Below are 25,914 nucleotides of genomic sequence, written 5' to 3'. Positions count from 1 at the left end.
TCTTTTAAACTCGCCAGATAAAAAAAGCCGCGCCAATCAACATTGGCGCGGCTTGTATTGCTGTGTGTCTTTTCGTCAGCGCTGCAATTACAGGCTTTCGGTGAATGTACGTGTAATCACGTCACGCTGCTGCTCTGGCGTCAGCGCGTTAAAGCGCACGGCATAGCCAGATACGCGAATGGTCAACTGCGGATATTTTTCCGGATGATTGACGGCATCTTCCAGCGTTTCGCGGCGCAGCACGTTAACGTTCAGGTGCTGACCACCTTCGATGCGCACCTGCGGTTTCTGCTCAAGTGGAATTTCACGGTAAGCGATTTCGCCGAGATCGCTGATAGCAACAACCTGATCTTCTGCGAAATCCCCTTTGGCGCACAGGCAGCGCGCTTCGGCTTTATCATCGTCCAGCAGCCAGAATGAGTTCAACAGCTGTGGATTATTTGCCTGAGTAATTTGAATACCGGTAATCATAGTTGGTCTCCAGGGCTTTACGCTGTCGCAACTGGGCAGCGAGGTTCATAAGGTTTTGGAATGCTGTGGTATATCACTGCAGGAAATGCGCCGTTTTGACCTGTATCAATTTCGTCCAGTCACGATTACACGCTTAAAACCTAACAAATTGATTCATAAAAACTTTGCTAATTAAAATTTTACGTAAATATTCAAATTATTTTTACCCTTCTGCTGTTGAGTCCGACACGTTAAGCTAAGCGCACTATTTTGCAGGGAGTCAACGATGGCTGAGAAGCTGACCTGGCACGACGTGCTGGCTGAAGAGAAAGAGAAACCTTACTTCGTGGAAACGCTGAAAGCGGTGGCCAATGAACGCGCTGCCGGCGTAACGGTGTATCCGCCGCAGAAGGATGTGTTTAATGCCTTTCGGCTGACCGAACTGGGCGATATCAAAGTGGTGATTTTGGGGCAGGATCCCTATCACGGCCCGAATCAGGCGCATGGTCTGGCATTCTCTGTGCTGCCCGGCGTGGCGATCCCGCCGTCATTACTAAATATGTACAAAGAGCTGGAGCAGGATGTACCCGGCTTTGTGCGTCCTACACACGGTTTTCTTGAAAGCTGGGCAACACAAGGCGTGATGCTGTTGAACACCGTGTTAACGGTGGAAGCCAGTAAGGCGCATTCGCACGCGCGCTTTGGCTGGGAAACCTTTACCGATAACGTCATCAGCGCCATCAATCAGCATCGCGAAGGGGTAATTTTCTTGCTGTGGGGTTCGCATGCGCAGAAGAAAGGCAGCATCATTGATACGCAGCGTCATCATGTATTGAAAGCGCCGCACCCTTCTCCGCTCTCCGCGCATCGTGGCTTTTTTGGCAGTAAACACTTCTCGCAGGCGAATGCGCTGCTGAGCCAATCGGGCCAGTCACCCATTGACTGGATGCCGGTGTTGCCTTAATAAACAAACGGCCGCATTAAGCGGCCGTTGTTATTACAGCGACAGATTAGCCTTTGGCTTTGGTCACTGCCACCATCGCCGGACGCAGCAGGCGACCATTGAGGGTGTAACCGCGCTGCATCACCATCAGCACGTGATTTGGCGCCATATCTTCTGATTCCATCATCGACATCGCCTGATGGATCTCTGGATTGAATGGCACATTGGTTTCGCCCACCACTTCCACGCCAAACTTACGCACCGCGCCCAGCAGCGACTTCAGCGTCAGCTCGATACCTTCGATCATCGAAGCCAGTTCAGCGTTCTCTTTGTCTGCCACTTCCAGCGCGCGCTCCAGGCTATCGATCACGGGCAGCAGCTCGTTGGCAAATTTCTCCAGCGCAAATTTATGCGCTTTTTCCACGTCCATTTCAGTACGGCGACGAATATTTTCGATCTCCGCCTGCGCACGCAGCTGTGCATCACGCACGCCGGTTTGCGACACGGCTAACTCGGCTTCCAGTTGCGCGATACGCTCATCACGCGGATCCACCTCAGCGGTTGTCTCTGCGTCCACGTACTGCTGATCCTGTTGAATTTCGTCTGAGACTTGCTCGTTTGGGGTGTTCTGTTCTTTACTACTCATGAATTTCTCCGCGTTTTGCACATTCATCTCGCTGGTTGGCTTATTATGGGGATCAGTTTGACGGTTTCAAGTAAACCCATCACATTGCCTGGCCGTTTTGGCTTATAAGGAACTCGCGCTAAATGAACAAACACTTTAACTGCATCGGGATTGTCGGCCATCCGCGCCATCCTACTGCGTTAACCACCCATGAAATGCTCTGGCGCTGGCTAACGGCAAAGGGTTATGAGGTGATTGTCGAGCAGCAGATTGCGCGCGAACTGGATTTGAAAAATGCCCAAACCGGCAGCCTTGCGGATATTGGTCAACGCGCTGATTTAGCTGTGGTAGTTGGTGGCGATGGCAACATGCTTGGTGCTGCCCGCGTGCTGGCGCGCTATGACATCAAAGTGATTGGCATCAACCGTGGCAACCTCGGTTTTCTCACCGATCTCGATCCGGACAATGCACAACAACAGCTGGAAGATGTGCTGCAGGGCGATTACTTCGTCGAGAGCCGCTTCTTGCTGGAGGCGCAGGTATGCAAAGAAGCGTGCTCGCCGCGCATTGGTAGCGCCATTAATGAAGTGGTGCTGCATCCCGGTAAAGTTGCGCATATGATTGAATTCGAAGTCTATATTGATGAGGTGTTTGCCTTTTCACAGCGTTCCGATGGTTTGATTATCTCCACACCGACCGGCTCCACCGCCTATTCGCTTTCGGCGGGCGGCCCTATTCTGACGCCGTCGCTGGATGCGATTACGCTGGTGCCCATGTTCCCGCATACGCTTTCTGCGCGTCCGCTGGTCATCAACAGCAGCAGCACCATCCGCCTGCGTTTTTCTTCCCTGCGCAGCGATCTCGAGATCAGTTGCGACAGCCAGATTGCCTTGCCAATTCAGGAAGGTGAAGATGTCCTGATCCGCCGTAGCGCCAATCATCTCAATCTTATCCATCCTAAAAATTACAACTATTTTAATACCTTAAGTTCAAAGTTGGGCTGGTCTAAAAAATTGTTCTGAAAATCAGCGCTGACTACTTTACTGTATAAAAAACCAGGATATACTGTACGTAAAACCATATCTGTTTTTACATACAGGTGATTCTATGCTGGCACAACTGACCATCAGTAACTTTGCTATCGTTCGTGAACTGGAGATCGATTTTCATCGTGGTATGACGGCGATCACGGGTGAAACCGGCGCAGGTAAATCTATCGCCATCGATGCGTTGGGCCTGTGTCTGGGCGGCCGCGCTGAGGCAGATATGGTGCGTCAGGGTGCCAGTCGTGCTGATATCTGCGCCCGTTTCCAGCTCAAAGCTTCGCCTTCCGCACAACGCTGGCTGGTGGAGAATCAGCTGGATGAAGGCAATGAGTGTCTGCTGCGGCGTGTGATTAGCGCGGATGGTCGTTCGCGTGGCTTTATCAACGGCACATCGGTGCCGCTGTCGCAGTTGCGTGAACTGGGCCAGTTGCTGATTCAGATTCACGGCCAGCATGCTCACCAGTTGCTGCTCAAATCCGATCACCAAAAACATCTGCTGGATGCGTATGCAGCCCACGATGATTTGCTGTCTGAAATGCGCCAGCACTATCAGCGCTGGCATCAGAGTTGCCGTGCGCTGGCACAACATCAGCAGCTTTCGCAAGAGCGTGAATCCCGTCGCGAGCTACTGCAGTATCAGTTGAAAGAACTCAATGAATTTGCCCCGCAGCTGGGCGAATTTGAACAGATTGATGAAGAGTACAAACGCCTGGCGAACAGCGGCCAGTTGCTGTCCACCAGCCAGCAAGCGCTGCAAATTCTCGCCGATGGGGATGACATCAACCTGCAGAGCCTTCTTTATAGCGCTCGTCACATGCTGGGCGAACTGGTGACGCTGGATAATAAAGTCAGCGGCGTGTTCAATCTGCTGGAGGAAGCCGCGATTCAACTCAGTGAAGCCAGCGATGAACTGCGTCACTACTGCGAACGTCTGGATCTCGATCCCAATCGCCTGCATGAGCTGGAGCAACGTCTGTCACGGCAGATTGCATTGGCACGTAAGCACCATGTCGCACCTGAAACCTTGCCGGTGCTTTATCAGCAGCTACTGGATGAAGCGGAATTGCTTTCGCAACAAGAGAGCGATCAGGAAACTTTGCAGTCTGAAGTTGTCGCCCACCACAAAGCCGCGTTAGTCAGCGCTGAAAATCTGCATCAACTGCGCGAGCATTCCGCTCAAGAATTGAGCCAGCTGATTACGCAAAGCATGCGCACGCTGGCAATGCCGCACGGCCAGTTTGCCATTGTGCTGGAGTTCAATGCCGATCAACTCACCGCAGATGGCGCAACGCGCATTGATTTCCGCGTTACGACGAACCCAGGCCAGCCGCTCCAGCCGCTGGGCAAAGTGGCTTCCGGCGGTGAGCTGTCGCGTATCGCTCTGGCGATTCAGGTGATTACCGCACAGAAAATGGAAACACCGGCAATGATCTTCGATGAAGTAGATGTTGGCATCAGCGGCCCAACCGCCGCTGTTGTCGGTCAAATGCTGCGTCAGCTGGGCGAGTCAACACAGGTTATGTGTGTCACGCACCTGCCGCAGGTTGCCGGCTGCGGTCATCAGCACTTTTACGTCAGCAAAGAGACCGATGGTGCGATGACAGAAACGCATATGCAGCCGCTGGATAAACGCGCGCGTCTGCAAGAGTTGGCGCGTTTGCTGGGCGGCAGCGAGGTGACGCGCAACACGCTGGCCAACGCTAAAGAACTTTTAGCCGCCTGATACCGCACTTTTTTCCCGGCTGGTGGTCATATGCTTGCTCTGTAGAGGTTTCAAATAGCGAAAAGGTTTATTATCATCGGCAGTTATGTCGTCTGAGTAATAAAGCCTGCCGCAGGCAGAGTTCAGAATTTGATGGCAAAAAAATAGCCTGCTGAAAGGCGTTTGGCCCCAGAAAAGGAATGTATAGATGCGCTGTAAAACGCTGACTGCCGCGGCAGTAGTAATGTTGATGATGACCGCTGGATGTTCCACCCTTGAGCGCGTTGTGTATCGTCCGGATATCAATCAGGGGAATTACCTGGTCGCCAACGATGTGTCGAAAATTCACAACGGCATGACGCAGCAGCAGGTTGCCTACACGCTCGGTACGCCGATGATGCGCGATCCGTTTGGCAGCAACGTTTGGTATTACGTGTTCCGCCAGGAACCAGGTCATGAAGGTGTGAAACAGCAAACGCTGACGCTGACCTTTGACAGCAACGGAAAGCTGACCAATATCGACAATAAGCCGAAGCTCTCTGGCAAAGAAGGCTAAGTGAACGGCAATAAAAAAGGCGCTTAAGCGCCTTTTTTCGTTTTTACATTCCGACTATTTCTTCTCAGCTGACCGCTCTGCGCGTTGACGCCGTAACTCTTTCGGGTCGGCAATCAGCGGACGATAGATCTCAATGCGATCACCATCCTGGACGGCATCACCCAATTTTACCGGGCGGCTATAAATGCCGACCTTATTCGAGTTCAGGTCAATATCTTTACGCAGTGACAGCAACCCCGAAGCCTTGATCGCTTGCTCCACGGTTGCGCCTTCTTCAAGCGTTACGGCACGCAAATACTGCTTATCTGGCAGTGCGTAAACCACTTCCACGCTGATATCAGGCACGATAAACCTCTTTTGCGCGCTGACTGAACGCCTGCACCATGCTATTTGCCAGCTCTTTAAAGATGCGGCCGAACGCCATTTCTACCAGCATATTGGTGAACTCAAAATCGAGGTTCAACTCAACCTTGCAGGCATCATCACCTAATGAAGTGAAATGCCAGCCGCCGGTCAATTTACGAAACGGGCCATCAACCAACTGCATCAATATGCTTTGGTTGCTGATCAGCGTGTTGCGCGTAGTGAAAGTTTTACTGATGCCCGCTTTCGAGACATCAACGGCCGCGGTCATTTGATCTCCGCTGTTATCCAGCACGCGACTGCCGGTGCAGCCCGGCAGAAACTGAGGATAAGCATCCACGTCATTCACAAGACGGTACATCTGTTCAGCGCTATAAGGGACCAGCGCTGAACGACTAATCTGGGCCATAATGGTTCCTGTTCATCACAAAACCATTGAATAATACCATTTTCAGTCACCAAACAAAAATTCACGGCTTTGCTTGCTGTGCTAAAATGGAGTGTTTTTTACCGCCCTGCAGGACAGGGGATGCGCCCATAAACTGAGTGATGTAGACTACGCCGCACTATGACAAAGAAAAAAGTTAACAAACCCGGTTCAGCCACTATTGCCCTCAATAAACGCGCACGTCATGAATACTTCATTGAAGAAGAGTTCGAGGCGGGTATGTCGTTGCAAGGATGGGAAGTCAAATCACTCCGTGCCGGTAAGGCTAACATCAGCGATAGCTACATTCTTTTGCGCGATGGTGAAGCTTACCTGTTCGGCTCTACTTTCCAGCCGCTAGCGGTTGCTTCGACGCATGTGGTGTGTGATCCCACGCGAAGCCGCAAGCTGCTGCTGAAACAACGTGAACTCGATTCGCTGTACGGTCGCGTCAACCGCGAAGGTTTTACCGTGGTTGCGCTGTCGATGTACTGGAAAAATGCCTGGGCCAAACTGAAAATCGGTGTGGCGCGCGGTAAGAAAGAGCACGACAAGCGTGACGACGTAAAAGAGCGCGAATGGAAGATGGACAAAGCGCGCATTATGAAGAATTCAAAGCGTTAAGCGCTGGATTTTAGCGTCACTTGTCTGTAGTATTGAAATTTCTTGGGGCTGATTCTGGACTCGACGGGATTGTGAAGCCTTAGGAGCATGCCGAGGGGCGGTTTGCCTCGTAAAAAGCCGCAAAAAAATAGTCGCAAACGACGAAAACTACGCTTTAGCAGCTTAATAACCTGCTTTGAAGCCCTCTCTCCCTAGCTTCCGCTCTTAAGACGGGGATCAAGAGAGGTCAAACCCAAAAGAGATCGTGTGGATGCCTTGCCTGGGGTTGAAGCACTAAATCTAATCAGGCTAGTTTGTCAGTGGCGTGTCTGTCCGCAGCTGGCCGGCGAATGTAAAGACTGACTAAGCATGTAGTGCCGACGGTGTAGTAATTTCGGACGCGGGTTCAACTCCCGCCAGCTCCACCAAAATTCTCCATCGATGATCACCAGAGTCATTCGATGAAGTCCTAAGAGCCCGTATGGCGCAAGCCTTACGGGCTTTTTTGTATCTGGACTCTTTCAAGGCGACTCGCATGAAAATCCCAAACCGACTCCAGCCTCTTGTCGATGATGGCCTGGTAGATGAAGTACTACAAAGACTAAGAAGCGGCAAAGAAGCTGACGTTTATACCGTGTTAACGGGCGGCAAAATCCAGTGTGCGAAAGTGTACAAGGACGCCACACAACGAAGTTTCAAGCAGGCTGTGCATTATCAGGAAGGGCGCAAAGTCCGCAACAGCCGTAATTCACGTGCGATGCAAAAAGGGTCGAAATTCGGGCGCAAGCAGCAAGAAGAGACCTGGCAAAGCGCGGAAGTTGATGCGTTATTCCGCCTGGCGAATGCTGGCGTACGCGTCCCGCAGCCCTACATTTGCATCGACGGCGTTTTGTTGATGGAGCTGGTCACAGACGCAGAAGGTCTGGTTGCGCCACGCCTGAGCGATGTGTTCCTGACCGAAGAGAACGCCCTGAAGGATTTCGATACCATGATCCGCAATATCGTGCGCATGCTGTGCGCCGGCATTGTTCATGGCGATCTGTCGGAATTCAACGTGCTGCAGGATGCCAACGGACCGGTGATTATCGACTTGCCACAAGCGGTTGATGCCGCGGCAAACAACCACGCTGAATCGATGTTTGAGCGCGATGTGAACAACATCACCGCCTATTACGGGCAATATGCTCCGCAGATTTTGCAAACGCGCTATGCGAAAGAGATCTGGCAATTATATGAAGATGGAAAGCTGACGCCAGAAACGCCGCTCACCGGTCTCTTCGTAGAAGAGGTGCATGAAGTGGATATGAACTCATTGATGGATGAGATTATCGCCGCCGAAGATGAGTTCTATGATCGTCAGCGCGCCGCTAAAGAGCGCGACGAAGAGTAGAGGCGGCTCCACAGCTCAGGCAGGCTGGCGATAAACGCCTCGGCTATCGCGTGTTTATTGCCACCCGGATTCCACAACGTTACCAGCGTAACGTTCAATCCCTGATTGCCAACCTCGGTACGCAACCGTTGCACGTTGCGCCACTGCTATGCTGCGCCAGGCAGATAGCAGATTAATATTGCAGAGCCACAGCTCAGGTGGCTCTTATCCCTTCCTGCAACAACCTAAAATGCTATCTACTGGTGATTTTGCCAGCGAAACTAGACCTTTTTCATTCCTGGTTTATTCTTAAATCTTTCCATCCCGGCCTGTGCCAGGATGATTACCTGAGACGACATATTTCATGAAAGAGGGAATTATGAAAAAGACCATTATTGCACTGTCAGCCGTTCTGATGGCATCTTCGGCTTTTGCCGCGACCACACATGCAACTGATGAAACTGTCGCTAACGCGCAGGCCGGTGCGAACACCGCTAAAGAAAAACTGCATCAGGCGCAGAACGAAGGTAAAGAGCAGCAGCTGAAAGCGAAGCATGCGGCAGAAGGTAAAAGCGATAACCTGACCAGCAAAGCCAGCGAAGGTACGCAGAAAGCCTGGAATAAAACCAAAGAAGGTTCTGAGAAAGGTTGGGATGCCACCAAAGAAGGCACGCAGAAAGGCTGGAATAAAACCAAAGAAGGTGCCAGCGATCTGAAGAAGAAAGTGACTGAATAACTTTCTTCGCTCAATCCAGAGGCCGCGTTTGCGGCCTTTTTTTATTGCCTGTTTTCCCTCAACTTTGCATCTTTAACGCTATCCCCTTAGACTTTACCCAACACTCCATTAACCAATAATGCTCATGTCTGACACCTTTACCCGCCAGCCGCTGCCCTTACCCAACGGTCATAATAAAGTCCTGTTGCACTCCTGCTGTGCGCCCTGCTCGGGCGAAGTGATGGAAGCGATGCTGGCTTCCGGCATCGATTACACCATCTTCTTCTACAACCCAAACATTCATCCGCTGAAAGAGTATGAGCTGCGTAAAGAGGAGAATATCCGCTTTGCCGAGCAGTTTGGCGTGCCCTTTGTTGATGCCGATTATGATAAAGACAATTGGTTTGAGCGGGCGCGTGGCATGGAGTGGGAACCGGAACGTGGCGTGCGCTGCACCATGTGTTTCGACATGCGCTTTGAACGCACCGCGCTGTATGCACATGAAAACGGTTTCCCGGTGATCACCAGTTCACTCGGTATTTCGCGCTGGAAGAATATGCAGCAGATCAACGACTGCGGCGTGCGCGCGGCGGCGCACTATCCCGATATGCTCTACTGGGAATTTAACTGGCGGAAAGGTGGCGGCTCGTCACGCATGATTGAGATCAGCAAGCGCGAACGTTTCTATCAGCAGGAGTATTGCGGCTGCATCTATTCGCTGCGCGACAGCAATCGCCATCGTGTAGCTAGCGGCCGCGAGCGCATTGAGATCGGCGTGCAGTATTACCAGCCCGACGAAGAGTAAAGAAAAGGGCAGGAAATCCTGCCCTTTTTTCATTAACGAAACACCAGCGTTAACACCACCATGACAACCATCATCATTATCAGGTGAAACACCACCTTATTGAGATTGCGGTTACGCATTTCACCTCCATGTGTTTAAAACCACTGGCCAAAGCGCTTGATGTAGAGCATTTTCATGCCCTGCGCGACCACGCAATACCCGAGCAGCGTTGCCACCAGCCATGGGAAGTAAGCCCATGGCAACGGCACCAATCCCACCATCGCGCCCAGCGGTGAGAACGGCAGCAGAATGCCGGCGATCATCACACACGCAGTGGTCAGCAGCACCGGCAGCGCCGCACGGCTCTGGATAAACGGAATCTTTTGCGTGCGCAGCATGTGCACCACCAGCGTTTGCGACAGCAAGCCTTCAATAAACCAGCCGGACTGGAACAGCGACTGCATTTCTGGCGTATTCGCCGCGAACACGAACCACATCAGCGCAAAAGTGGTGATATCGAAAATCGACGACGTTGGCCCAATCCACAACATGAAGCGTTTGATATTACGCGCGTCCCATTTACGCGGCTTACGCAGGAACTCGCGGTCCATTTTGTCCCACGGCAGTGCCAGCTGGGACAGATCGTACATCAGGTTCTGAATCAGCAGATGAATCGCCAGCATCGGCAGGAACGGAATAAAGGCGCTCGCCACCAACACCGAGAACACGTTGCCGAAGTTCGAGCTGGCGGTCATGTTCAGGTACTTAATGATGTTGCCGAAGGTTTCGCGTCCCTTCATTACGCCCTCTTCCAGCACCATCAAATCTTTTTCCAGCAGGATGATATCGGAGGACTCTTTAGCGATGTCCGCCGCGCTATCGACGGAAATCCCGACATCAGCATCACGCAGCGCCGGCGCATCATTAATTCCGTCGCCGAGGAAGCCAACGGTGTGGCCCTGTTGCTGTAGCGCGCGCAGGATGCGTGATTTCTGCAGCGGCGTGAGTTTAGCGAATACCGCACTCTGCGCGGCGGCGTCTGCCAACTGCTCGTCGCTCATCAGGGCAATTTGGTCGCCAGTGACGATCGCGCCGCTGTCGATGCCAACCTGCTGGCAAATGCGCGCGGTCACTACCGGATTATCACCGGTCAGCACTTTGACGCTAACGCCATTGTCGCGCAGCGCGCCGATGGCTTTGGCGGCGCTCTCTTTCGGTGGATCGAGGAAGGTGAGCAGTCCTTCTACCGTTAAGCCTTGCTCATCCGCCACGCTCAGCGGCTGCTGTAAACCTGGCTCCGCCAGCACGCGGCTCGCCACCAGCAGCACGCGAAAACCCTGCTCATTGTATTGATGTGCCAGCGCCAGCAGTTCTGCACGACGCGTTTCGTTCAGCGGCTGCACCAGTTTGCCTTCACGCTCGGCAGTCGCGATGCTCAGCATCTCTTCCACCGCGCCTTTGCAGATCAGCATCTGTTGATTGAGACGACGATCGCGCACCACCACCGAGACGCGACGGCGAATGAAATCAAACGGCAGCTCATCCACTTTGATATAGGTATCGCTTACCGCTTCGCTGACGCGGTTTTTGCCGTACTGCAAAATGGCGCGATCCATCAGATTCAGCGTGCCGCTTTGATAGTGGCTGTTGAGCCAGCTCAGCATCAGCACGCGTGAGTTCTCCACGCCAGCACAATCCAGATGATGCTCCAGAATGATGTTGTCCTGCGTCAGCGTGCCGGTTTTGTCGGTGCAGAGAATATCCATCGCGCCGAGGTTTTGAATCGCATTCAGACGTTTGACGATCACTTTACGCCGCGACATGGCGATGGCGCCTTTCGCCAGGTTGGAGCTGACGATCATCGGCAACATTTCCGGCGTTAAACCTACCGCTACCGCCAGCGCAAACAGTGAAGCATCCAGCCAGTCGCCTTTGGTTAGGCCATTAATCAGCAACACCACCGGCACCATCACCAACATGAAGCGGATCAGCAGCCAGCTCACGCTGTTGACGCCGCGGTCAAAGGCGGTTTGTGAGCGATTACCCACAATCGATTTCGCCAGGCTACCGAAGTAAGTTTCGCTGCCGGTTGCCACTACCACCGCTTTGGCGCTGCCGCTGGACACGTTGGTGCCCATCAGGCAGACGCTGCCCAGTTCCAGCAGCGATGTGCCCTGTTCGCTGGCACCGCTGCTTTTGCTGGTGACGTGGCCGGTGACGTCATACTTCTCAACCGGTAACGATTCGCCGGTCAAAATCGCCTGGCTGATAAACAGATCGCGTGAATCCAGCAGCCGCACATCGGCTGGCACCAAATCCCCCGCCGACAGATAGATGATGTCACCCGGCACCAGCGTGGCGATATCGACTTCCTGTTTGAGCGGCGCTTGTTGCGCTGACTCACGACGCAGCACCGTGGCGGTGGTGCGCACCATTGATTTCAGCGCCTGCGCCGCTTTATTGGTACGGAACTCCTGCCAGAAGCGCAGCAAACCGCTGAGCGTTACCATCGTCACAATGATGATGACACCGGTCAGATCGGTCTCCTCGCCGTTGCGCAGCGGCAGCCAGAAATCAGTGAAAAAGCTCACCAGCGCCAGCGCCATCAGGACATAGATAAACGGATTGTTGAATGCCTGCAGCAACTGCAACAACGCTGGTGGCGCTTTGTCGTGTTCGACCTGATTACGGCCATATACATTCAGGCGCGCCTCGGCTTCACGTTCACTCAGGCCAAGCGCATCGCTGCGCAGACGCACCAGCGTTTCGTCGGCAGTAAAACCGGCTTCATCTTCAATCAGGTAACGCGGTGTTTTTTGACGCGGCTGGCGCGTGGTGTTCCAGGCTTTTTTGTCCTGGTTGAGTTTCATGTCAGTCATAGTGACATTCCTCTTTATTACGGCAATAAAAATCCCTGCGTGCGAGGCACACAAATTAAATTAACGGCAATGCGTTTGTTAAATTAAAAATAACCTGTCGGGAATTTCCATATCACCTCCCGGAAATTAAAGACGAAAAGAGTCGCTCGCAAAATAACGAGTAATAAATAAAGACGAAGGTAAACACCACGCAATCGAACAGCGAAAAGCCGTCTAATGTGCAGCGCCAATCAGCACGCTGAAGTTCAGCGCGCGTATCGAGGCGGAGGGAAAAGTGTGTTAAAAATCATGTGCATGATGATATCCCCACGGGCTTTGGCCCGTTACAATGTCGTTTAAAGGGAACAATCATCAGAAAAGAGAGGATTGCTGCCCGCCGTGTTGGCAAGCAGCGACAAAAAAGTTCGCGCGTCAGCTTGCCTTGTGATACCAACTAAAAGGGTGACTGTCCAACTGAACTCTCCTGCTTTGAAATTGCGGCCATTATATTCTGGCAAGTAACGAAGTAAAGTTAATAATCGGCTAGTCACCAATCATTTATATTCCGTTGCAGTTGAGTTGATATTACCTCACATGCACATTCCGTAGCAGCGTGATTAATCGCGCGATTTTGCGTTAACGATCCTGCACCCAAAGCCCGTCCACACTTTGCGCAATGAATTGCGCCGCTACGGATTGTGCGGTTTTCCCTTATAACTGAACCATGCGTCTTAGATCATTAATGCATATGCATAGCCTGAAATTGACTATTCTTCACTGCTGCGCTCTCGTAAACTCGCGTTACTTTTTTTAGGCAAGGAAACAACATGAAAAAAATTATTCCATCACTGCTGGCGTTATCGCTGGTAGCCGCCTTCTCGGTTCAGGCAGCGACGCCGAAAGATACGCTGGTGATTGCCCAGTCTACCGATGATGCCGACAGCTTCGATCCCGCGCAGGGCTTCGAGCTCACCACGGTGCAAGCGTTCACTAACATTTATCAGCGCCTGGTTCAGTCCGATCCCACTAATCCAACCGATTTGCAGCCAACGCTGGCCACGTCCTGGCAAGCGGGCAGCGATAATCGCAGCCTGACGTTTGAACTACGCAAAGGTGCTCAGTTCGCCAGCGGCAATCCGCTGCGTCCGGAGGATGTGATCTTCTCACTGGGTCGCGTGGTGAAACTCAACCTCGATCCCTCCTTTATTCTTACCCAACTTGGCTGGAATAAAGACAACGTCGATACCTTCCTGAAAAAGGTTGATGACAACCACGTACAGATCAGCTGGAGCGCCAACGTCAGCCCGGCGTATGTGCTCAGCCTGCTCTCCGCGCCGGTCTCTTCGATTGTTGATGAGAAAACCGCGCAGGCCAACGCGAAGAACGGTGACTTCGGCCACGCATGGCTCGGTACTCACTCTGCCGGTAGCGGCCCGTATCAGATTCGTAAAGTGGTGCTGCACGAAGCGGTTCTGCTGAGCGCGAATCCAACTTCGCCAGCGGGCGCTCCGAAGCTGAAAAATATCCTGATTAAAAACGTTCCGGAACCGGCTGCGCGTCGTCTGCTGCTGGAACAGGGCGATGTGGATATCGCGCGTAACCTCGGTGCGGATCAGATCGCCTCGCTGAAAGGCAAAGCGGGCGTGAAGACCGAAGCGATTCCGATGGCTTCTCTCTATTACATCCAGTTCAACATCGGTGAAAACCCGGTGCTGAAGAACCCGGCGCTGTGGGAAGCAGCTCGATATCTGTTCGACTATAAAGGTATCGCTAACGACCTGCTGAAAGGCCAGTTCGACGTGCATCAAACCTTCCTGCCGAAAGGCTTCCTCGGCGCAATCAATGACACGCCATACACTTACGATCCTGAAAAAGCCAAAGCGATTCTGAAGAAAGCCGGTTTGACCAACGTTAGCTTCACGCTTTCCACCAGCAACCAGCCGCCTTACCTCGATATCGCGCAGGCGCTGCAGGGCAGCTTTGCCAAAGGCGGCGTGAAGGTGGAAGTGCAACCGGGCCTGAGCTCTGAAGTCTCGACCCGCGTGAAGGCGCACAAATATGAAGCCACCCTGAACGCCTGGGGCGCAGACTATTTCGATCCCAACACTAACGCCGCGTCCTTCGCTTACAACCCGGAAGATGGCAGCAAAACTGTGGCTTACCGTTCTGACTGGCACATCCCGGAGCTGAACAAGCAAACGCTGGCTGCCACCGCCGAGAGCGATAACAACAAGCGCGTCGAACTCTATCAGGCGATGCAGCGTGAAGTGCTGAAGAACTCGCCGTACGTGATTGGCTTGCAGGCGAAAAACCTGATTGCGCTGCGCGACAATCTGCAAGGCTATGTGCAGGGCATCAACCCGGACATGGTGTATTACTCGCAGGTTTCTAAGTAATGGCAGTGTCAGCTTCACAGGCCGGGTTCGCCCGGCCACTTTGGCAACGCGTTAGCCACATCGTCACCAGCCTGCTCTCGCTGCTGGTGACGCTGGTTGGTTTGTTAGCATTCACTTTTATGCTGTCGCACCTTTCGCCAGTCGATCCGGTGCAACAGATCGCAGGCGATCACGCCAGCGAAGCCACCTACGCGCAGGTGCGCCACGATCTCGGCCTCGATCAGCCAGTGCTGGTGCAGTTCTGGCGCTATATCAGCCATTTGGCGCGCGGCGATCTCGGCTTATCGCATCTGACCAATCAACAGGTCAGCGCCGACCTGATGCGCACCTTCCCGGCCACCATTGAGCTGGCCACCTGCGCGATGATTTTTGCCGCGGTGTTCGGCATTGCCTTAGCGCTGCTGGCGGCGTGGAAGCCGGGCAGCATCATCGATAACGTGGCGCGTTTTGTTTCGCTGCTCGGCTACTCGGTGCCGGTGTTTTGGCTCGGCTTGCTGGGTTTGCTGCTGTTTTATGCCGTGCTGCACTGGTCCGCCGGACCGGGCCAGCTTGATGACATCTGGATCTACACGCTGGAGCCAAAAACCGGCTTTGTGCTGATTGATAGCTGGATGTCCGGCGATCCCGAGATGTTCCGCAATGCGATTGCCCACTTGTGGCTGCCGGTGGTGATTCTCGGCCTGCTGGCGATGGCGGGTATCACGCGCCTGCTGCGCGCGGCGCTGCTGGAAGAGAGCAGTAAAGAGTATGTGGTGCTGGCGCGTGCGAAAGGTGCCAGCCGTGGCCGCATTTTACTGCGTCATATTTTCCCCAACGTGCTGGGCACGCTGATTACCGTTATCGCCCTCTCCTACGCCACGCTGCTGGAAGGTTCGGTACTGACTGAAACGGTATTTGCCTGGCCGGGCGTTGGTCGCTACATGACTAACGCGCTGTTTTCCTCCGATGTACCGGCGATTCTCGGCTCGACCTTGCTAATTGGCAGCTGCTTTATTCTGCTCAACGCGCTGGCCGATGCCCTGACCTGGTTAACCGATCCGAGAACCCGATGACTCAACAACTCTCTGAACTGGAAACGCTGCGTCCGCGCCGCCGCCGCGCGCGCGTGACCTCGCTTTCCATCGGCCTGACGCTGGTGCTGATTGTGGTGGCGATGGCATTGTTCGCGCCATTGCTGGCGCCTTTCGATCCCAATGCGCAGATCATCTCCCAGCGTTTGCAGGCGCCATCGGCGCTGCACTGGTTTGGCACCGATGGCTTTGGCCGCGATCTGCTGTCACGCGTGATTTATGGCGCGCGCCCAACGCTGCTGTTGGTGTCACTGATTCTGGTGCTGACTATTCCGGTTGGCCTGCTGGTCGGCATCACCGCCGGTTACGTGGGCGGCTGGACCGAGCGCGTGTTGATGCGCATAACCGATATCTTCCTGTCGCTGCCGAATCTGGTGATCGCGCTGGCGCTGGTCGCCATGCTCGGCCCCGGCTTGATGAATGGCGCACTGGCGCTGGCGCTCACCAGCTGGCCGCCGTTTGCCCGTCAGGCGCGCGCGGAAACGCTGGCGCTGCGCCGCAGTGATTATCTCGCCGCCGCGCGCATGCAGGGCATCACCGGTTTACGCCTGATGTTTGGCCACATTCTGCCGCTGTGTATGCCAACGGCGGTGGTACGTGCCGCGCTGAGCCTCGGCGGAATCATTCTTTCAGCGGCGGGCCTCGGCTTCCTTGGCATGGGCGTGCAACCGCCTACCGCCGAATGGGGTTCGATGGTGGCAGAAGGCAGTAAAGTGATCTTCGACCAATGGTGGGTAGCCGCCGCACCCGGCGGCGCGATTCTGTTCGCCAGCCTGGCGTTTAACCTGACAGGCGATGGCCTGCGTGACCGACTGGATACTCGTCATGCCAAATGATCTGTTAATTGATGTACAAGGCCTGACGATTCGCAGCGATGATGCGCTGCTGGTCGATAACATCGGCTTTCAAATTGGCCGCGAGCGCGTAGCGCTGGTGGGTGAATCCGGTTCCGGTAAATCACTCACCGCGCGCACGCTGATGGGCTTGCTGTCACCTTCGCTGCACTTGCAGGCCGACCGTTTGCAGATTGTCGGCACCGATGCGTTGAGCCTGCGCGAGCGTGACTGGATTCAACTGCGCGGCAGCAAAGTAGCGATGGTGATGCAGGATCCGAAATATGCGCTTAATCCCACGCGCACCATTGGCTGGCAGGTGGAAGAACCGCTGGTGCTGCACCACAAATTGAGCCGCGCTGAACGTAAAGAGAAAGTGTGCGAGATGCTGGATGCGGTGGGCTTGCCCGACCCGCGTCAGCTGATGAAACGCTATCCGCATCAACTTTCTGGCGGCATGGGGCAACGCGTGATGCTGGCGATCGCCCTGATCACCGATCCTGAACTGCTGATCGCCGATGAACCTACGTCGGCGCTCGATCACGCGATGCGCGATCAGGTACTGGCGCTGATTCGTCGTCTGGTTGAGCAGCGCAACATGGGTTTGCTGCTGATCAGCCACGATCTGCAACAGGTTTCCGAACACTGCGAACGTGTGATGGTGATGTATCAGGGCCGCGTGCTGGATACCTTGCCGGCGTCCGAACTCTCCAACGCCAGCCATCCTTACACCAGCACCTTGTGGGCCTGTCGTCCGAGTAAAGCCACGCACGGCGAGCGTTTGCCGGTGCTGGATCGTGCCGCGCTGGAGAAGAATTATGATTGAGTTAGCGAACCTCAGCGTTTCGCACAAGCAAGGTTACGAGCTGCGCACCGTGGTGCACGATGTGTCGCTGCAGGTCGCGGCCGGTGAGTGTTTTGGTCTGGTTGGCCCGTCCGGCTGCGGCAAGTCGTCGCTGCTGTGGGTGCTGGCGGGATTGAATCCGCACTGGAGCGGCAGCATGTCGCTGGCGGGCACCGCCGTGCAGCCCGGCAAAGCGTTTACCGGCCAGCTGCGCCGCGATGTGCAGATGGTGTTTCAGGATCCCTACGCTTCGCTGCATCCGCGTCATCGCCTGCGCCGCACGCTGGCGGAACCGCTGAAAATGCTCAAACGTGATAACATCGACGACCGCATTAATGCCGGGTTCCGTCATGTCGGGCTCGATCCGGCGCTGGCGGATCGCTATCCGCATCAGCTTTCAGGCGGTCAGCGTCAGCGCGTAGCGATTGTGCGCGCCCTGCTGCTGGAACCCAAGATCCTGCTGCTGGATGAGCCGACCTCGGCGCTGGACATGTCGGTGCAGGCTGAGATCCTCAACCTGCTCAACGATCTAAAGCAAAAAGATGGTTTAACCATGGTGCTGGTCAGCCACGATCCGGATGTGATCGATCACATGTGCGATCGTGCGGCGCGTATGGCGCAGGGCCGCATCGTGGAGCAACATTCAACAACAAGGAACACCGTATGACGGTTAAGTTACGTCCGCTGGAGCGGGAAGATTTACGCTTTGTGCACCAATTAGATAACAACGCCAGCGTGATGCGTTACTGGTTTGAAGAACCGTACGAAGCGTTTGTCGAGCTTTCAGACCTGTATGACAAACATATCCATGACCAGACCGAGCGCCGCTTTGTGGTGGAGCATGATGGACACAAAGCCGGGTTGGTGGAGTTGGTCGAGATTAATCACGTGCATCGCCGCGCTGAGTTTCAAATCATTATCGATCCTTCCCATCAAGGCAAAGGCTTAGCCACCAAAGCGGCAAAGTTGGCGATGGATTACGGCTTTTCGGTGCTGAATCTCTACAAACTCTATCTAATTGTCGATGAAGAGAATAAGAAGGCGGTGCATATCTACACCAAGCTGGGATTTGAGGTGGAAGGCGTACTGAAGCACGAATTTTTTATCAACGGCGAATACCGCAACACCATCCGCATGTGCATTTTCCAGCAGCAGCATCTGGCGCAGCATAAAAGCGCCAATGCGATGGTGAAGCCTACCGCGCAGTAACTCAAACTGTTGAATGATTTGTAGCGGCGCAATTAATTGCGCTGTTTTTTTTCGCGGTAAGATTGCGCAATAAATTGCGCCGCTACGATCGGTGCGGGCTTATTAACCCCGCGCGCCGACGACGTTCAGCTTCGGCTGCGGATGTTCTGGTTTGAGATCGTACATGCCGCCGTAGAAGGGATCGACCAGCAGCCAGCCGGGGAAGCCCAACAGCGGAATATTGCCGAGCAAATACCACAGATTGGCATTGGCCTCGATCGGCAAGGTTAACGGCACGTAGCCCGGACTCTCCAGCATCACCTGATAGTGCTTCTTACCAAAGTAATTCCCGGTCGATTTCGCCAGCTCGACGGTTTGCGGCGTATAGCCCTGCGCCACTGCGCGGCCGGTCTCATCCTGCACGGTGAAACGCGCGCCTTGCGGCAGGGAGTCGATTTTCACCGGTTGCGTTTCAGTGCCGACAATGGTGGCGCAGCCACTCAGCAGCAGCGCACAGGCAGGAAAAAGAGGTCGCAGGTTCATAGCAGGTCCGCTTCAGCATCAGATAGGACAGTGTAAACTGCCCTTCTGTGCTTAATCGCGCTATCACTGATGATTTTCTGCGCTTTATTGCGGTTGACAACAGGCAGCAATCGCCGCGATATCCTGCGGCGTGGTACGGCAGCAGCCGCCAATCAGACGTGCGCCCGCCTGCTGCCATTCAGCGAATTTGTCATGCAGCGTGCAGCCCGACGGCGCGGAGTGCCAGGTTTTGCTGCTGGCATCGTACTGCTCGCCGGAGTTCGGATAGACCAGCAGCGGCTTATCACACAGCGCCTGGAAGCGGCGCAGAGCGGGCGTTACGCTCTCCAGCGCCACGCAGTTGATGCCAACCGCCACCACCTGCGGTGCCGCATGCACCAGCTCAGCCACTTTACTCAACGGCGTGCCGTCGCTGATGTGTTCGGCATCGCGCAGGGTAAAGGAGAACCACGCGCTGCTGGCAGGGAATTCAGCCAGTAAACTCACCAGCGCCTGCGCTTCGGTAAAGGACGGCAACGTTTCACAGGCCAGCAGATCGACACCCGCTTCCAGCAACGCCTTCACGCGCGGACGGTGGAACGCTTTCATCTCCTCTTCCGGCAGCGCGTAATCACCGCGATACTCCGCACCATTGGCCAGAAAAGCGCCATACGGCCCGACCGAACCGGCCACCAGCAAGGGCGCGGTGCTGGCGGAAGATGCGCGATAGTCATCACGCGCGCGCTGCGCCAGCTGTACGCTCTGGGTGATCAGTGCCAGCGCCTGCGCTTCATCTAAGCCGCGCGCGGCAAAACCCTGCGGCGTGGCCTGGTAGCTGGCGGTGATCGCCACATGCGCGCCGGCAGCAAAGTAGTCGTGATGCACCTGATAAATCAGCTCAGGATTTTCCATCAGCACTTTGGCCGACCACAGCGCATCGGCCAGATTGCAGCCGCGCGCCTCCAGCTCGGTCGCCAGCGCGCCATCCAGAATCAACGTGTCAGTTTGGGTTAGAGCCTGCGCGATAGGATTACGCGACATCGTTGGCCTCCTCAGCCTTAAGGGATGACTTGCGTCGTTGCGTGACATGGTATGCGGCATAGCAGAACAGCACAAACGGAATGCCGCACCACAGCGCAATACGCTGCGATGGATCGAATGCCAGTCCGACGCACGCCAGCAGGCATAACAGGAAGCCCAGAATCGGCGTCAGCGGATAGAGCGGCGCGCGATACGCCAGCTGTTGTAAGCTGCCGCCCGCCTGCAGATGGCGACGACGGAACACATAGTGTGAGGCGCAGATGCTGAGCCACACCGCCACCACGGCAAAACCGGAAATCGCCGACAGCGCCACAAACACTGTGTCCGGCGCAATCACACTGGAGAACAGCGCCAGCAAGCCGCCAATCATGCTCACGGTCAGCGCCAGCACCGGAATGCCACGACGGTTGACGCGCGCAAAACAGCGCGGCAGCGTCTTCTCATTAGCCAGCGACCACAACATACGGCCAGAAGCATACAGGCCAGAGTTGGCGGCGGAGAGAATGGCGGTGAGGATCACGAAGTTGAAAATATCCGCCGCGTACGGGATGCCGATCTTTTCAAACACCAGCACAAACGGGCTTTTAACGATCCCGGCCTGATCCATCGGGATCAGCGCCGCCAGCACAAATACCGTGCCGATAAAGAAGATGATCAACCGTGCGACGGTGGTGCGGATCGCCAGCGGCAGCGCTTTTTGTGGCTGCTCGGTTTCACCGGCAGCGATACCGATCAATTCCGTGCCCGAGAAAGCGAAGTTGACCGCCACCATGGTCATCAGAATCGGCAGCGTGCCGTGCGGCAGCCAGCCGGAAGCGGTGAGATTGTGTAATCCCGGCGCAGCGCTGCCGTCTTTCATCGGGATAAAACCAAAGATCGCACCCGCACCGAGAATGATAAAGGCGATGATGGTGATCACTTTAATGATGGAGAACCAGAATTCACCTTCGGCAAAAAAGCGCGTTGAGACGATATTCAGCAGATAAATAGCGATGCAGAACACCAGACACCACGTCCACACCGGCACGCTTGGGAACCAATACTGCATACAGAACCCGGCGGCGGTCAGGCTGGAACCCAGCGCCACCGTCCAGGTGAGCCAGTAAAGCCAGGCGACGGTATAACCGGTGGCCGGACTGAGATAGCGCGCGGCATAGACGTGGAACGCGCCGGTTTCCGGCATCGCTACGGCCAGTTCGCCGAGACAGACCATCACCAACCACACCACCAGCGCACCAATCAGATAGGCCAGCAAGGTGCCGGCTGCACCGGTGGTTGAGATGATGTAGCCGGTATTGAAGAACAGCCCGGTTCCGATCACACCGCCCAGCGACAGCATCACCAGATGCCGTACTTTCATGGTGCGCTTAAAGTTTTCCTGTGGAGGCGTATCCTGAGTTTGCATGATATTTATCCGTATGGACGTCTGAACATCTATATGGACACAAGGTTATACGCGTCAGCGTGCGGATTTGCAACGGGGCAGAAGGAGAGGATTGAGTCAGGGTTTGCCGCCCCGCGTGAAACGGGGCGCAAGTTCAGGCGCCAAATACGCCTTGCAGATAACGCTCAAGCGCAACGCGCGAGCTGAAGCCGTGCGGAATGCCGTAATGCTCCTGCGAATCACCCATTAAATAGAGTGGGAATTGCGTGTAGTGATCGCAGGTTTTCATCTCTGAAGCTGGTTCAGCAAAGCTCTGGCTTTTCTCTTTCAGCGTCGGGTGAATGATTAAGGCGGTCCGTCCCATACGCGCTTCGCGATTGACGTACACATAGTTTTCGCCGCGACGATAACCGTAAATTTTTGGCGTTTGGGTATCCATTTCGAAGCCCACTTTCTCAAGTACGCGCGCTACCTCATCTGGTCGTAAATACATGCTTGCTCCTCTCTTCTCACAGCCCCGCAACCTTACAGCAGCAGGATGGCATGGGCATTCGGAATTTTCCCTAAAGCCTGGCACATCCCTGCGTTTAATCACGCTTCGTCTACACTAAGTATTACGTTTTAAATCAAAGGGAGCTAAAAAATGTTTAATCGAAGCGCAAAAAACGATGACATTGATATCAATCAGGATGTAAACGAACTGGCCGATTCGCTAGAGGCGTTACTTAAATCTTATGGCAGTGAAGCTAAAGACGAAGTTGATAATGCCCGTAGCCAGGCGCAGGCGCTGTTGAAGCAGACGCGTGCCAAACTGAGCGGCGGACAGAGTCGCGTATCGCAAGCGGCGCGTGATGCGGGTACGCAGGTCGACGCCTATGTCCACGAGAAGCCGTGGCACGGCGTGGGCGTCGGTGCGGCGATAGGCTTAGTGCTTGGCGCGCTACTGGTATCTTCACGCCGATAAGCCTGTGTTCGTTGATGCAATGAGCCTCGCTGATGCGGGGCTTTTTTGTGGGCGCGAGATAGTGCGCGCTTTCCCTCACCCTAACCCTCTCCCGCAGGCGGGAGAGGGAATGTTTAGGTGGCGTTCAACTGTAACACCTATGCTGGATCGGCGCCTTCTCCCGCTTGCGGGAGAAGGCTGGGATGAGGGTCAAATTGCACAAAATCCAACCAACCCTCCCACTCCATTCCCTTTACAAAAAATTTTTCCGGCCTGGAAGGCGCATGATCTCTGGCCTTAGCGAATATCCGAAGATCATAATCACAAAACCCTATATCTGGTGGGCTTGACCCTTTTACCCACTACATCTAGTATTCAACCCATCAACTAACTACCAAATGTCGTCAAGGACGAAGTTCGATGCAAACAGGAATTTGCTTCGTATCTCGCAATCTGACCGCAATCAAAGGGAAATACGAATCATGCGCATTATTATTTACACCAAAGACAACTGTGTCCAGTGCAATGCGACAAAAAATGCCATGGACCGCAAAGGTATCGACTATCAGCTGATCAACCTTGATACCCAACCTGAAGCCATCGACAACCTCAAATCTCTAGGCTATCGCCAGGTGCCAGTGGTGATGACGCAAGACGATCACTGGAGTGGCTTCCGTCCCGACAAAATTGCCAGCCTGAGCCAGCTCGCGGCCGTCGGGGGATAAGCCATGTTTCCACTGGTCTATTTCTCTAGCCAGTCGGAAAACACGCACCGATTCATCACGCGTCTTGGGCTGCCTGCCCGCCGCATTCCGGTTGACGGCAAGCAGCGCCTGCATATCGAACAGCCCTACATTTTAGTGGTGCCGAGCTACGGCGGCGGCAGTTCGCGCGGTGCGGTGCCGAGACAAGTGATTCAATTCCTCAATGATGATGCCAACCGACGCGGGATTCGCGGGGTGATCGCTGCCGGTAACCGCAACTTCGGTGAAGGCTATTGCCTGGCGGGCGACATCATTGCGCAGAAATGTCAGGTTCCCTATCTCTACCGCTTTGAGCTGATGGGAACCCCCGACGATATCGCTAATGTAAAAGCGGGAGTGACCCAATTTTGGCAACGACAGACACCCTAAACAGCTCGCTGACTGATTACCACGCGCTTAACGCGATGCTGAACCTGTATGACGCCGATGGCCGCATCCAGTTCAGTAAAGATCACGAAGCGACGCGCCAGTTCTTCCTGCAGCATGTACAACCCAATACCGTGCAGTTTGCCTCGGCAGGCGAGCGCCTGCGCTATCTGGTGGCCGAAGGCTACTACGAAGCCGAGGTGCTGAATCAGTACGCTTTCGATTTCCTGTGTCAGCTGCACGATGAAGCTGATGCGGCAGGGTTCGCCTTTCACACCTTCCTCGGGGCGTGGAAGTTTTACACCAGCTACACGTTGAAAACCTTCGACGGCAAACGCTATCTGGAAACCTTCGAACAGCGCGCCTGCATGGTGGCGCTGACGCTGGCACGCGGCAATGAAACCTTAGCGCGCGAGCTGTTGGCGGAGATGCTGAGCGGTCGCTTCCAGCCAGCTACGCCAACTTTCCTTAACTGCGGTAAGCAGCAGCGCGGCGAGCTGGTTTCCTGCTTCCTGCTGCGCATCGAAGACAACATGGAATCGATTGGTCGCGCGGTGAACTCGGCGCTGCAACTGTCGAAACGCGGCGGTGGCGTAGCGTTCCTGCTTTCCAACCTGCGTGAATCGGGCGCGCCGATTAAGCGCATTGAGAACCAGTCATCGGGCGTGATTCCGGTGATGAAGATGCTGGAAGATGCGTTCTCTTACGCCAACCAGCTGGGTGCACGTCAGGGCGCAGGTGCGGTGTGGCTGAATGCGCATCACCCGGATATTTTCCGCTTCCTCGATACCAAACGTGAAAACGCCGACGAGAAGATCCGCATCAAAACGCTGTCGCTCGGCGTGGTGATCCCGGATATCACCTTCCAGCTGGCGAAAGAGAATCGCGATATGGCGCTGTTCTCGCCGTACGATGTCGAGCGCATCTACGGCAAAGCCTTTGGTGATATCAGCATCAGCGAGCACTACGACGAGATGCTGGCGGACGATCGCATCACCAAAACCTACATCAAGCCGCGCGATTTCTTCCAGACGCTGGCGGAGATTCAGTTTGAATCGGGCTACCCGTACATCATGTTTGAAGACAGCGTGAACCGCAGCAACCCGATTGCCGGGCGCATCAACATGAGTAATCTCTGTTCCGAGATTTTGCAGGTTAACAGCGCCAGCGAATTCAATGACGATCTTAGCTATCGTCGCGTCGGCAAAGATATCTCCTGCAACCTCGGCTCGCTCAACATTGCGCATGCCATGGATTCGCGCAATCTGGCGCAAACCGTGGAAACCGCCGTGCGTGCACTGACCGCCGTTTCCGAGATGAGTGAGATCAATTCGGTGCCTTCGGTGGCGGAAGGCAATCGCCGCTCGCACGCGATTGGCCTCGGTCAGATGAACCTGCATGGTTATCTGGCGCGCGAAGGCATGGCGTACGGTTCAGAAGAGGCGCTGGATTTCACCAATCTTTACTTCTATTGCGTCACCTATCACGCCGTGCGCACCTCGAATCTGCTGGCGCAGGAGCATCAGAAGAGTTTCGACGGTTTCGCCGAGTCGAAATACGCCAGCGGCAGTTACTTCGATAAATATGTCGAACAGCGCTGGCTGCCGCGCACCGCGCGCGTGGCAAAACTGTTCGCCGATGCCGGACTGACTCTGCCAACGCAGGCCGACTGGCAAGTGCTGCGTGCAGCAGTGATGCAACATGGGCTGTACAACCAGAACCTGCAGGCGATTCCGCCCACCGGTTCGATCTCGTACATCAACCATGCGACCTCCAGCATTCACCCGATTGTGTCGCGCATTGAGATCCGTAAAGAGGGCAAAACCGGCCGCGTTTACTATCCGGCGCCGTTTATGACCAACGACAATCTCGACCTCTATCAGGATGCGTACTCCATTGGGCCGGAAGCGATTATTGATACCTACGCCGAAGCCACGCAGCACGTCGATCAAGGCCTGTCGCTGACGCTGTTCTTCCGCGACGACGTCACCACGCGCGATATCAACAAAGCGCAGATCTACGCGTGGAAAAAAGGCATCAAAACGCTCTATTACATTCGTCTGCGCCAGATGGCGCTTCAAGGCACCGAGGTGCAGGGCTGCGTCTCCTGCTCACTGTGATG

General features: G+C 54.7%; 28 protein-coding genes and 1 other RNA gene. 19 read left to right on the top strand and 10 right to left on the bottom strand.

The genetic code is table 11. From position 1 onward, the window contains the following. Positions 1–87: 87 nt before the first annotated feature. Positions 88–471, bottom strand: a complete 384-nt coding sequence (gene grcA / locus MWH02_RS19685; RefSeq protein WP_008101535.1) for an autonomous glycyl radical cofactor GrcA — start codon at positions 469–471, stop codon at positions 88–90. A gap of 265 nt (positions 472–736) precedes the next feature. Here grcA and ung point away from each other — a divergent pair, with 265 nt between their 5' ends. Beyond that, positions 737–1,414, top strand: a complete 678-nt coding sequence (gene ung, locus MWH02_RS19680) for a uracil-DNA glycosylase (RefSeq protein WP_192232974.1) — start codon at positions 737–739, stop codon at positions 1,412–1,414. A 46-nt stretch (positions 1,415–1,460) separates the two neighbouring features. Here the strand turns inward: ung and grpE are convergent, their stop codons facing one another. Next, positions 1,461–2,039: a nucleotide exchange factor GrpE gene (gene grpE, locus MWH02_RS19675; protein ID WP_217548989.1), complete on the bottom strand. Its 579-nt coding sequence runs from the start codon at positions 2,037–2,039 to the stop codon at positions 1,461–1,463. Between the two features lie 122 nt (positions 2,040–2,161). Here grpE and nadK point away from each other — a divergent pair, with 122 nt between their 5' ends. The 3 genes from nadK to bamE all read left to right on the top strand — a co-directional run bounded on the left by nadK (position 2,162) and on the right by bamE (position 5,322). Continuing rightward, complete coding sequence (gene nadK, locus MWH02_RS19670; RefSeq protein WP_271461288.1) at positions 2,162–3,040, top strand: NAD(+) kinase; 879 nt, start codon at positions 2,162–2,164, stop codon at positions 3,038–3,040. Between the two features lie 85 nt (positions 3,041–3,125). After that, entirely contained in the window at positions 3,126–4,787 is a 1,662-nt protein-coding gene (gene recN, locus MWH02_RS19665; RefSeq protein WP_271461287.1) for a DNA repair protein RecN, read from the top strand. A 187-nt stretch (positions 4,788–4,974) separates the two neighbouring features. After that, the gene (bamE, locus tag MWH02_RS19660) at positions 4,975–5,322 is read left to right on the top strand and encodes an outer membrane protein assembly factor BamE (protein WP_271461286.1); all 348 of its coding nucleotides are present in this window, start codon (positions 4,975–4,977) and stop codon (positions 5,320–5,322) included. Between the two features lie 54 nt (positions 5,323–5,376). On the opposite strand, the gene MWH02_RS19655 is transcribed toward bamE, so the two are convergent. Continuing rightward, positions 5,377–5,667, bottom strand: coding sequence for an RnfH family protein (locus MWH02_RS19655; protein ID WP_137386307.1), 291 nt, complete (start codon positions 5,665–5,667; stop codon positions 5,377–5,379). Then, the gene (locus MWH02_RS19650; RefSeq protein ID WP_008101549.1) at positions 5,660–6,094 is read right to left on the bottom strand and encodes a type II toxin-antitoxin system RatA family toxin; all 435 of its coding nucleotides are present in this window, start codon (positions 6,092–6,094) and stop codon (positions 5,660–5,662) included. Before MWH02_RS19650 ends, MWH02_RS19655 begins: the two co-directional genes overlap by 8 nt. Positions 6,095–6,253: 159 nt before the next feature. Here MWH02_RS19650 and smpB point away from each other — a divergent pair, with 159 nt between their 5' ends. The 3 genes from smpB to MWH02_RS19635 all read left to right on the top strand — a co-directional run bounded on the left by smpB (position 6,254) and on the right by MWH02_RS19635 (position 8,105). Further along, entirely contained in the window at positions 6,254–6,736 is a 483-nt protein-coding gene (gene smpB, locus MWH02_RS19645) for an SsrA-binding protein SmpB (protein WP_007886141.1), read from the top strand. 44 nt (positions 6,737–6,780) lie between these two features. Continuing rightward, positions 6,781–7,143, top strand: a transfer-messenger RNA (tmRNA) gene (gene ssrA, locus MWH02_RS19640). A gap of 107 nt (positions 7,144–7,250) precedes the next feature. Beyond that, positions 7,251–8,105 carry a PA4780 family RIO1-like protein kinase gene (locus tag MWH02_RS19635; protein ID WP_101763447.1) on the top strand — a complete coding sequence of 285 codons (855 nt, stop codon included), beginning with the start codon at positions 7,251–7,253 and terminating at the stop codon, positions 8,103–8,105. Here the strand turns inward: MWH02_RS19635 and MWH02_RS19630 are convergent. After that, on the bottom strand, positions 8,072–8,239 hold the full coding sequence (locus MWH02_RS19630) for a hypothetical protein (RefSeq protein ID WP_206098222.1): 168 nt from the start codon (positions 8,237–8,239) through the stop codon (positions 8,072–8,074). The two genes, MWH02_RS19635 and MWH02_RS19630, sit on opposite strands and share 34 nt — an antisense overlap. Before the next feature lie 224 nt (positions 8,240–8,463). On the opposite strand from MWH02_RS19630, the gene MWH02_RS19625 reads away from it, so the two are divergent. Together MWH02_RS19625 and MWH02_RS19620 are read left to right on the top strand one after the other, a co-directional pair. Further along, the gene (locus tag MWH02_RS19625) at positions 8,464–8,820 is read left to right on the top strand and encodes a KPN_00521 family repetitive protein (RefSeq protein ID WP_101763556.1); all 357 of its coding nucleotides are present in this window, start codon (positions 8,464–8,466) and stop codon (positions 8,818–8,820) included. A gap of 124 nt (positions 8,821–8,944) precedes the next feature. Then, positions 8,945–9,604 carry an epoxyqueuosine reductase QueH gene (locus MWH02_RS19620; protein WP_008101584.1) on the top strand — a complete coding sequence of 220 codons (660 nt, stop codon included), beginning with the start codon at positions 8,945–8,947 and terminating at the stop codon, positions 9,602–9,604. Between the two features lie 134 nt (positions 9,605–9,738). Here MWH02_RS19620 and mgtA read toward each other — a convergent pair whose 3' ends face one another. After that, positions 9,739–12,462 (bottom strand): magnesium-translocating P-type ATPase, encoded by a 2,724-nt coding sequence (mgtA, locus tag MWH02_RS19615; RefSeq protein ID WP_271461285.1) that lies wholly within the window; start codon positions 12,460–12,462, stop codon positions 9,739–9,741. Positions 12,463–13,268: 806 nt separating this feature from the next. On the opposite strand from mgtA, the gene MWH02_RS19610 reads away from it, so the two are divergent. Genes MWH02_RS19610 through speG form a run of 6 tightly spaced genes read left to right on the top strand, consistent with a single transcriptional unit; the run spans position 13,269 to position 18,793 of the window. Continuing rightward, positions 13,269–14,837 carry an ABC transporter substrate-binding protein gene (locus tag MWH02_RS19610; protein WP_137386310.1) on the top strand — a complete coding sequence of 523 codons (1,569 nt, stop codon included), beginning with the start codon at positions 13,269–13,271 and terminating at the stop codon, positions 14,835–14,837. Next, a complete protein-coding gene (locus MWH02_RS19605) occupies positions 14,837–15,889 on the top strand; it encodes an ABC transporter permease (protein ID WP_271461284.1) in 1,053 nt (350 codons plus the stop codon). Before MWH02_RS19610 ends, MWH02_RS19605 begins: the two co-directional genes overlap by 1 nt. Next, positions 15,886–16,743 carry an ABC transporter permease gene (locus MWH02_RS19600; RefSeq protein WP_101763443.1) on the top strand — a complete coding sequence of 286 codons (858 nt, stop codon included), beginning with the start codon at positions 15,886–15,888 and terminating at the stop codon, positions 16,741–16,743. The genes MWH02_RS19605 and MWH02_RS19600 overlap by 4 nt, the downstream gene beginning before the upstream one ends. After that, the gene (locus tag MWH02_RS19595; RefSeq protein ID WP_061718038.1) at positions 16,733–17,566 is read left to right on the top strand and encodes an ABC transporter ATP-binding protein; all 834 of its coding nucleotides are present in this window, start codon (positions 16,733–16,735) and stop codon (positions 17,564–17,566) included. The genes MWH02_RS19600 and MWH02_RS19595 overlap by 11 nt, the downstream gene beginning before the upstream one ends. Next, positions 17,559–18,251, top strand: a complete 693-nt coding sequence (locus MWH02_RS19590) for an ABC transporter ATP-binding protein (protein ID WP_137386313.1) — start codon at positions 17,559–17,561, stop codon at positions 18,249–18,251. The genes MWH02_RS19595 and MWH02_RS19590 overlap by 8 nt, the downstream gene beginning before the upstream one ends. Next, a complete protein-coding gene (speG, locus tag MWH02_RS19585) occupies positions 18,248–18,793 on the top strand; it encodes a spermidine N1-acetyltransferase (protein ID WP_008101618.1) in 546 nt (181 codons plus the stop codon). Before MWH02_RS19590 ends, speG begins: the two co-directional genes overlap by 4 nt. Positions 18,794–18,895: 102 nt before the next feature. Here the strand turns inward: speG and MWH02_RS19580 are convergent, their stop codons facing one another. From MWH02_RS19580 to MWH02_RS19565, 4 genes are all read right to left on the bottom strand, one after another. After that, positions 18,896–19,315: a hypothetical protein gene (locus MWH02_RS19580; protein ID WP_008101619.1), complete on the bottom strand. Its 420-nt coding sequence runs from the start codon at positions 19,313–19,315 to the stop codon at positions 18,896–18,898. Positions 19,316–19,399: 84 nt separating this feature from the next. Further along, the gene (gene mmuM, locus MWH02_RS19575) at positions 19,400–20,335 is read right to left on the bottom strand and encodes a homocysteine S-methyltransferase (protein ID WP_210081442.1); all 936 of its coding nucleotides are present in this window, start codon (positions 20,333–20,335) and stop codon (positions 19,400–19,402) included. Continuing rightward, positions 20,325–21,740: an S-methylmethionine permease gene (gene mmuP / locus MWH02_RS19570; RefSeq protein ID WP_101763440.1), complete on the bottom strand. Its 1,416-nt coding sequence runs from the start codon at positions 21,738–21,740 to the stop codon at positions 20,325–20,327. The genes mmuM and mmuP overlap by 11 nt, the downstream gene beginning before the upstream one ends. A gap of 133 nt (positions 21,741–21,873) precedes the next feature. Continuing rightward, on the bottom strand, positions 21,874–22,212 hold the full coding sequence (locus MWH02_RS19565; RefSeq protein WP_008101622.1) for a DUF2002 family protein: 339 nt from the start codon (positions 22,210–22,212) through the stop codon (positions 21,874–21,876). A 150-nt stretch (positions 22,213–22,362) separates the two neighbouring features. On the opposite strand from MWH02_RS19565, the gene MWH02_RS19560 reads away from it, so the two are divergent. The 4 genes from MWH02_RS19560 to nrdE all read left to right on the top strand — a co-directional run bounded on the left by MWH02_RS19560 (position 22,363) and on the right by nrdE (position 25,912). Then, positions 22,363–22,683 (top strand): DUF883 family protein, encoded by a 321-nt coding sequence (locus MWH02_RS19560; RefSeq protein ID WP_271461283.1) that lies wholly within the window; start codon positions 22,363–22,365, stop codon positions 22,681–22,683. Between the two features lie 461 nt (positions 22,684–23,144). Beyond that, positions 23,145–23,387: a glutaredoxin-like protein NrdH gene (gene nrdH, locus MWH02_RS19555; RefSeq protein ID WP_101763439.1), complete on the top strand. Its 243-nt coding sequence runs from the start codon at positions 23,145–23,147 to the stop codon at positions 23,385–23,387. Positions 23,388–23,390: 3 nt separating this feature from the next. Then, positions 23,391–23,795, top strand: a complete 405-nt coding sequence (gene nrdI / locus MWH02_RS19550) for a class Ib ribonucleoside-diphosphate reductase assembly flavoprotein NrdI (protein ID WP_061718050.1) — start codon at positions 23,391–23,393, stop codon at positions 23,793–23,795. Further along, positions 23,774–25,912 carry a class 1b ribonucleoside-diphosphate reductase subunit alpha gene (nrdE, locus tag MWH02_RS19545; protein ID WP_271461282.1) on the top strand — a complete coding sequence of 713 codons (2,139 nt, stop codon included), beginning with the start codon at positions 23,774–23,776 and terminating at the stop codon, positions 25,910–25,912. The genes nrdI and nrdE overlap by 22 nt, the downstream gene beginning before the upstream one ends. Positions 25,913–25,914: the final 2 nt, after the last annotated feature.

Source organism: Pantoea leporis (assembly GCF_028048155.1).
Classification (GTDB): domain Bacteria; phylum Pseudomonadota; class Gammaproteobacteria; order Enterobacterales; family Enterobacteriaceae; genus Pantoea; species Pantoea leporis.
This window is presented reverse-complemented; position numbering and strand designations above follow the sequence as displayed.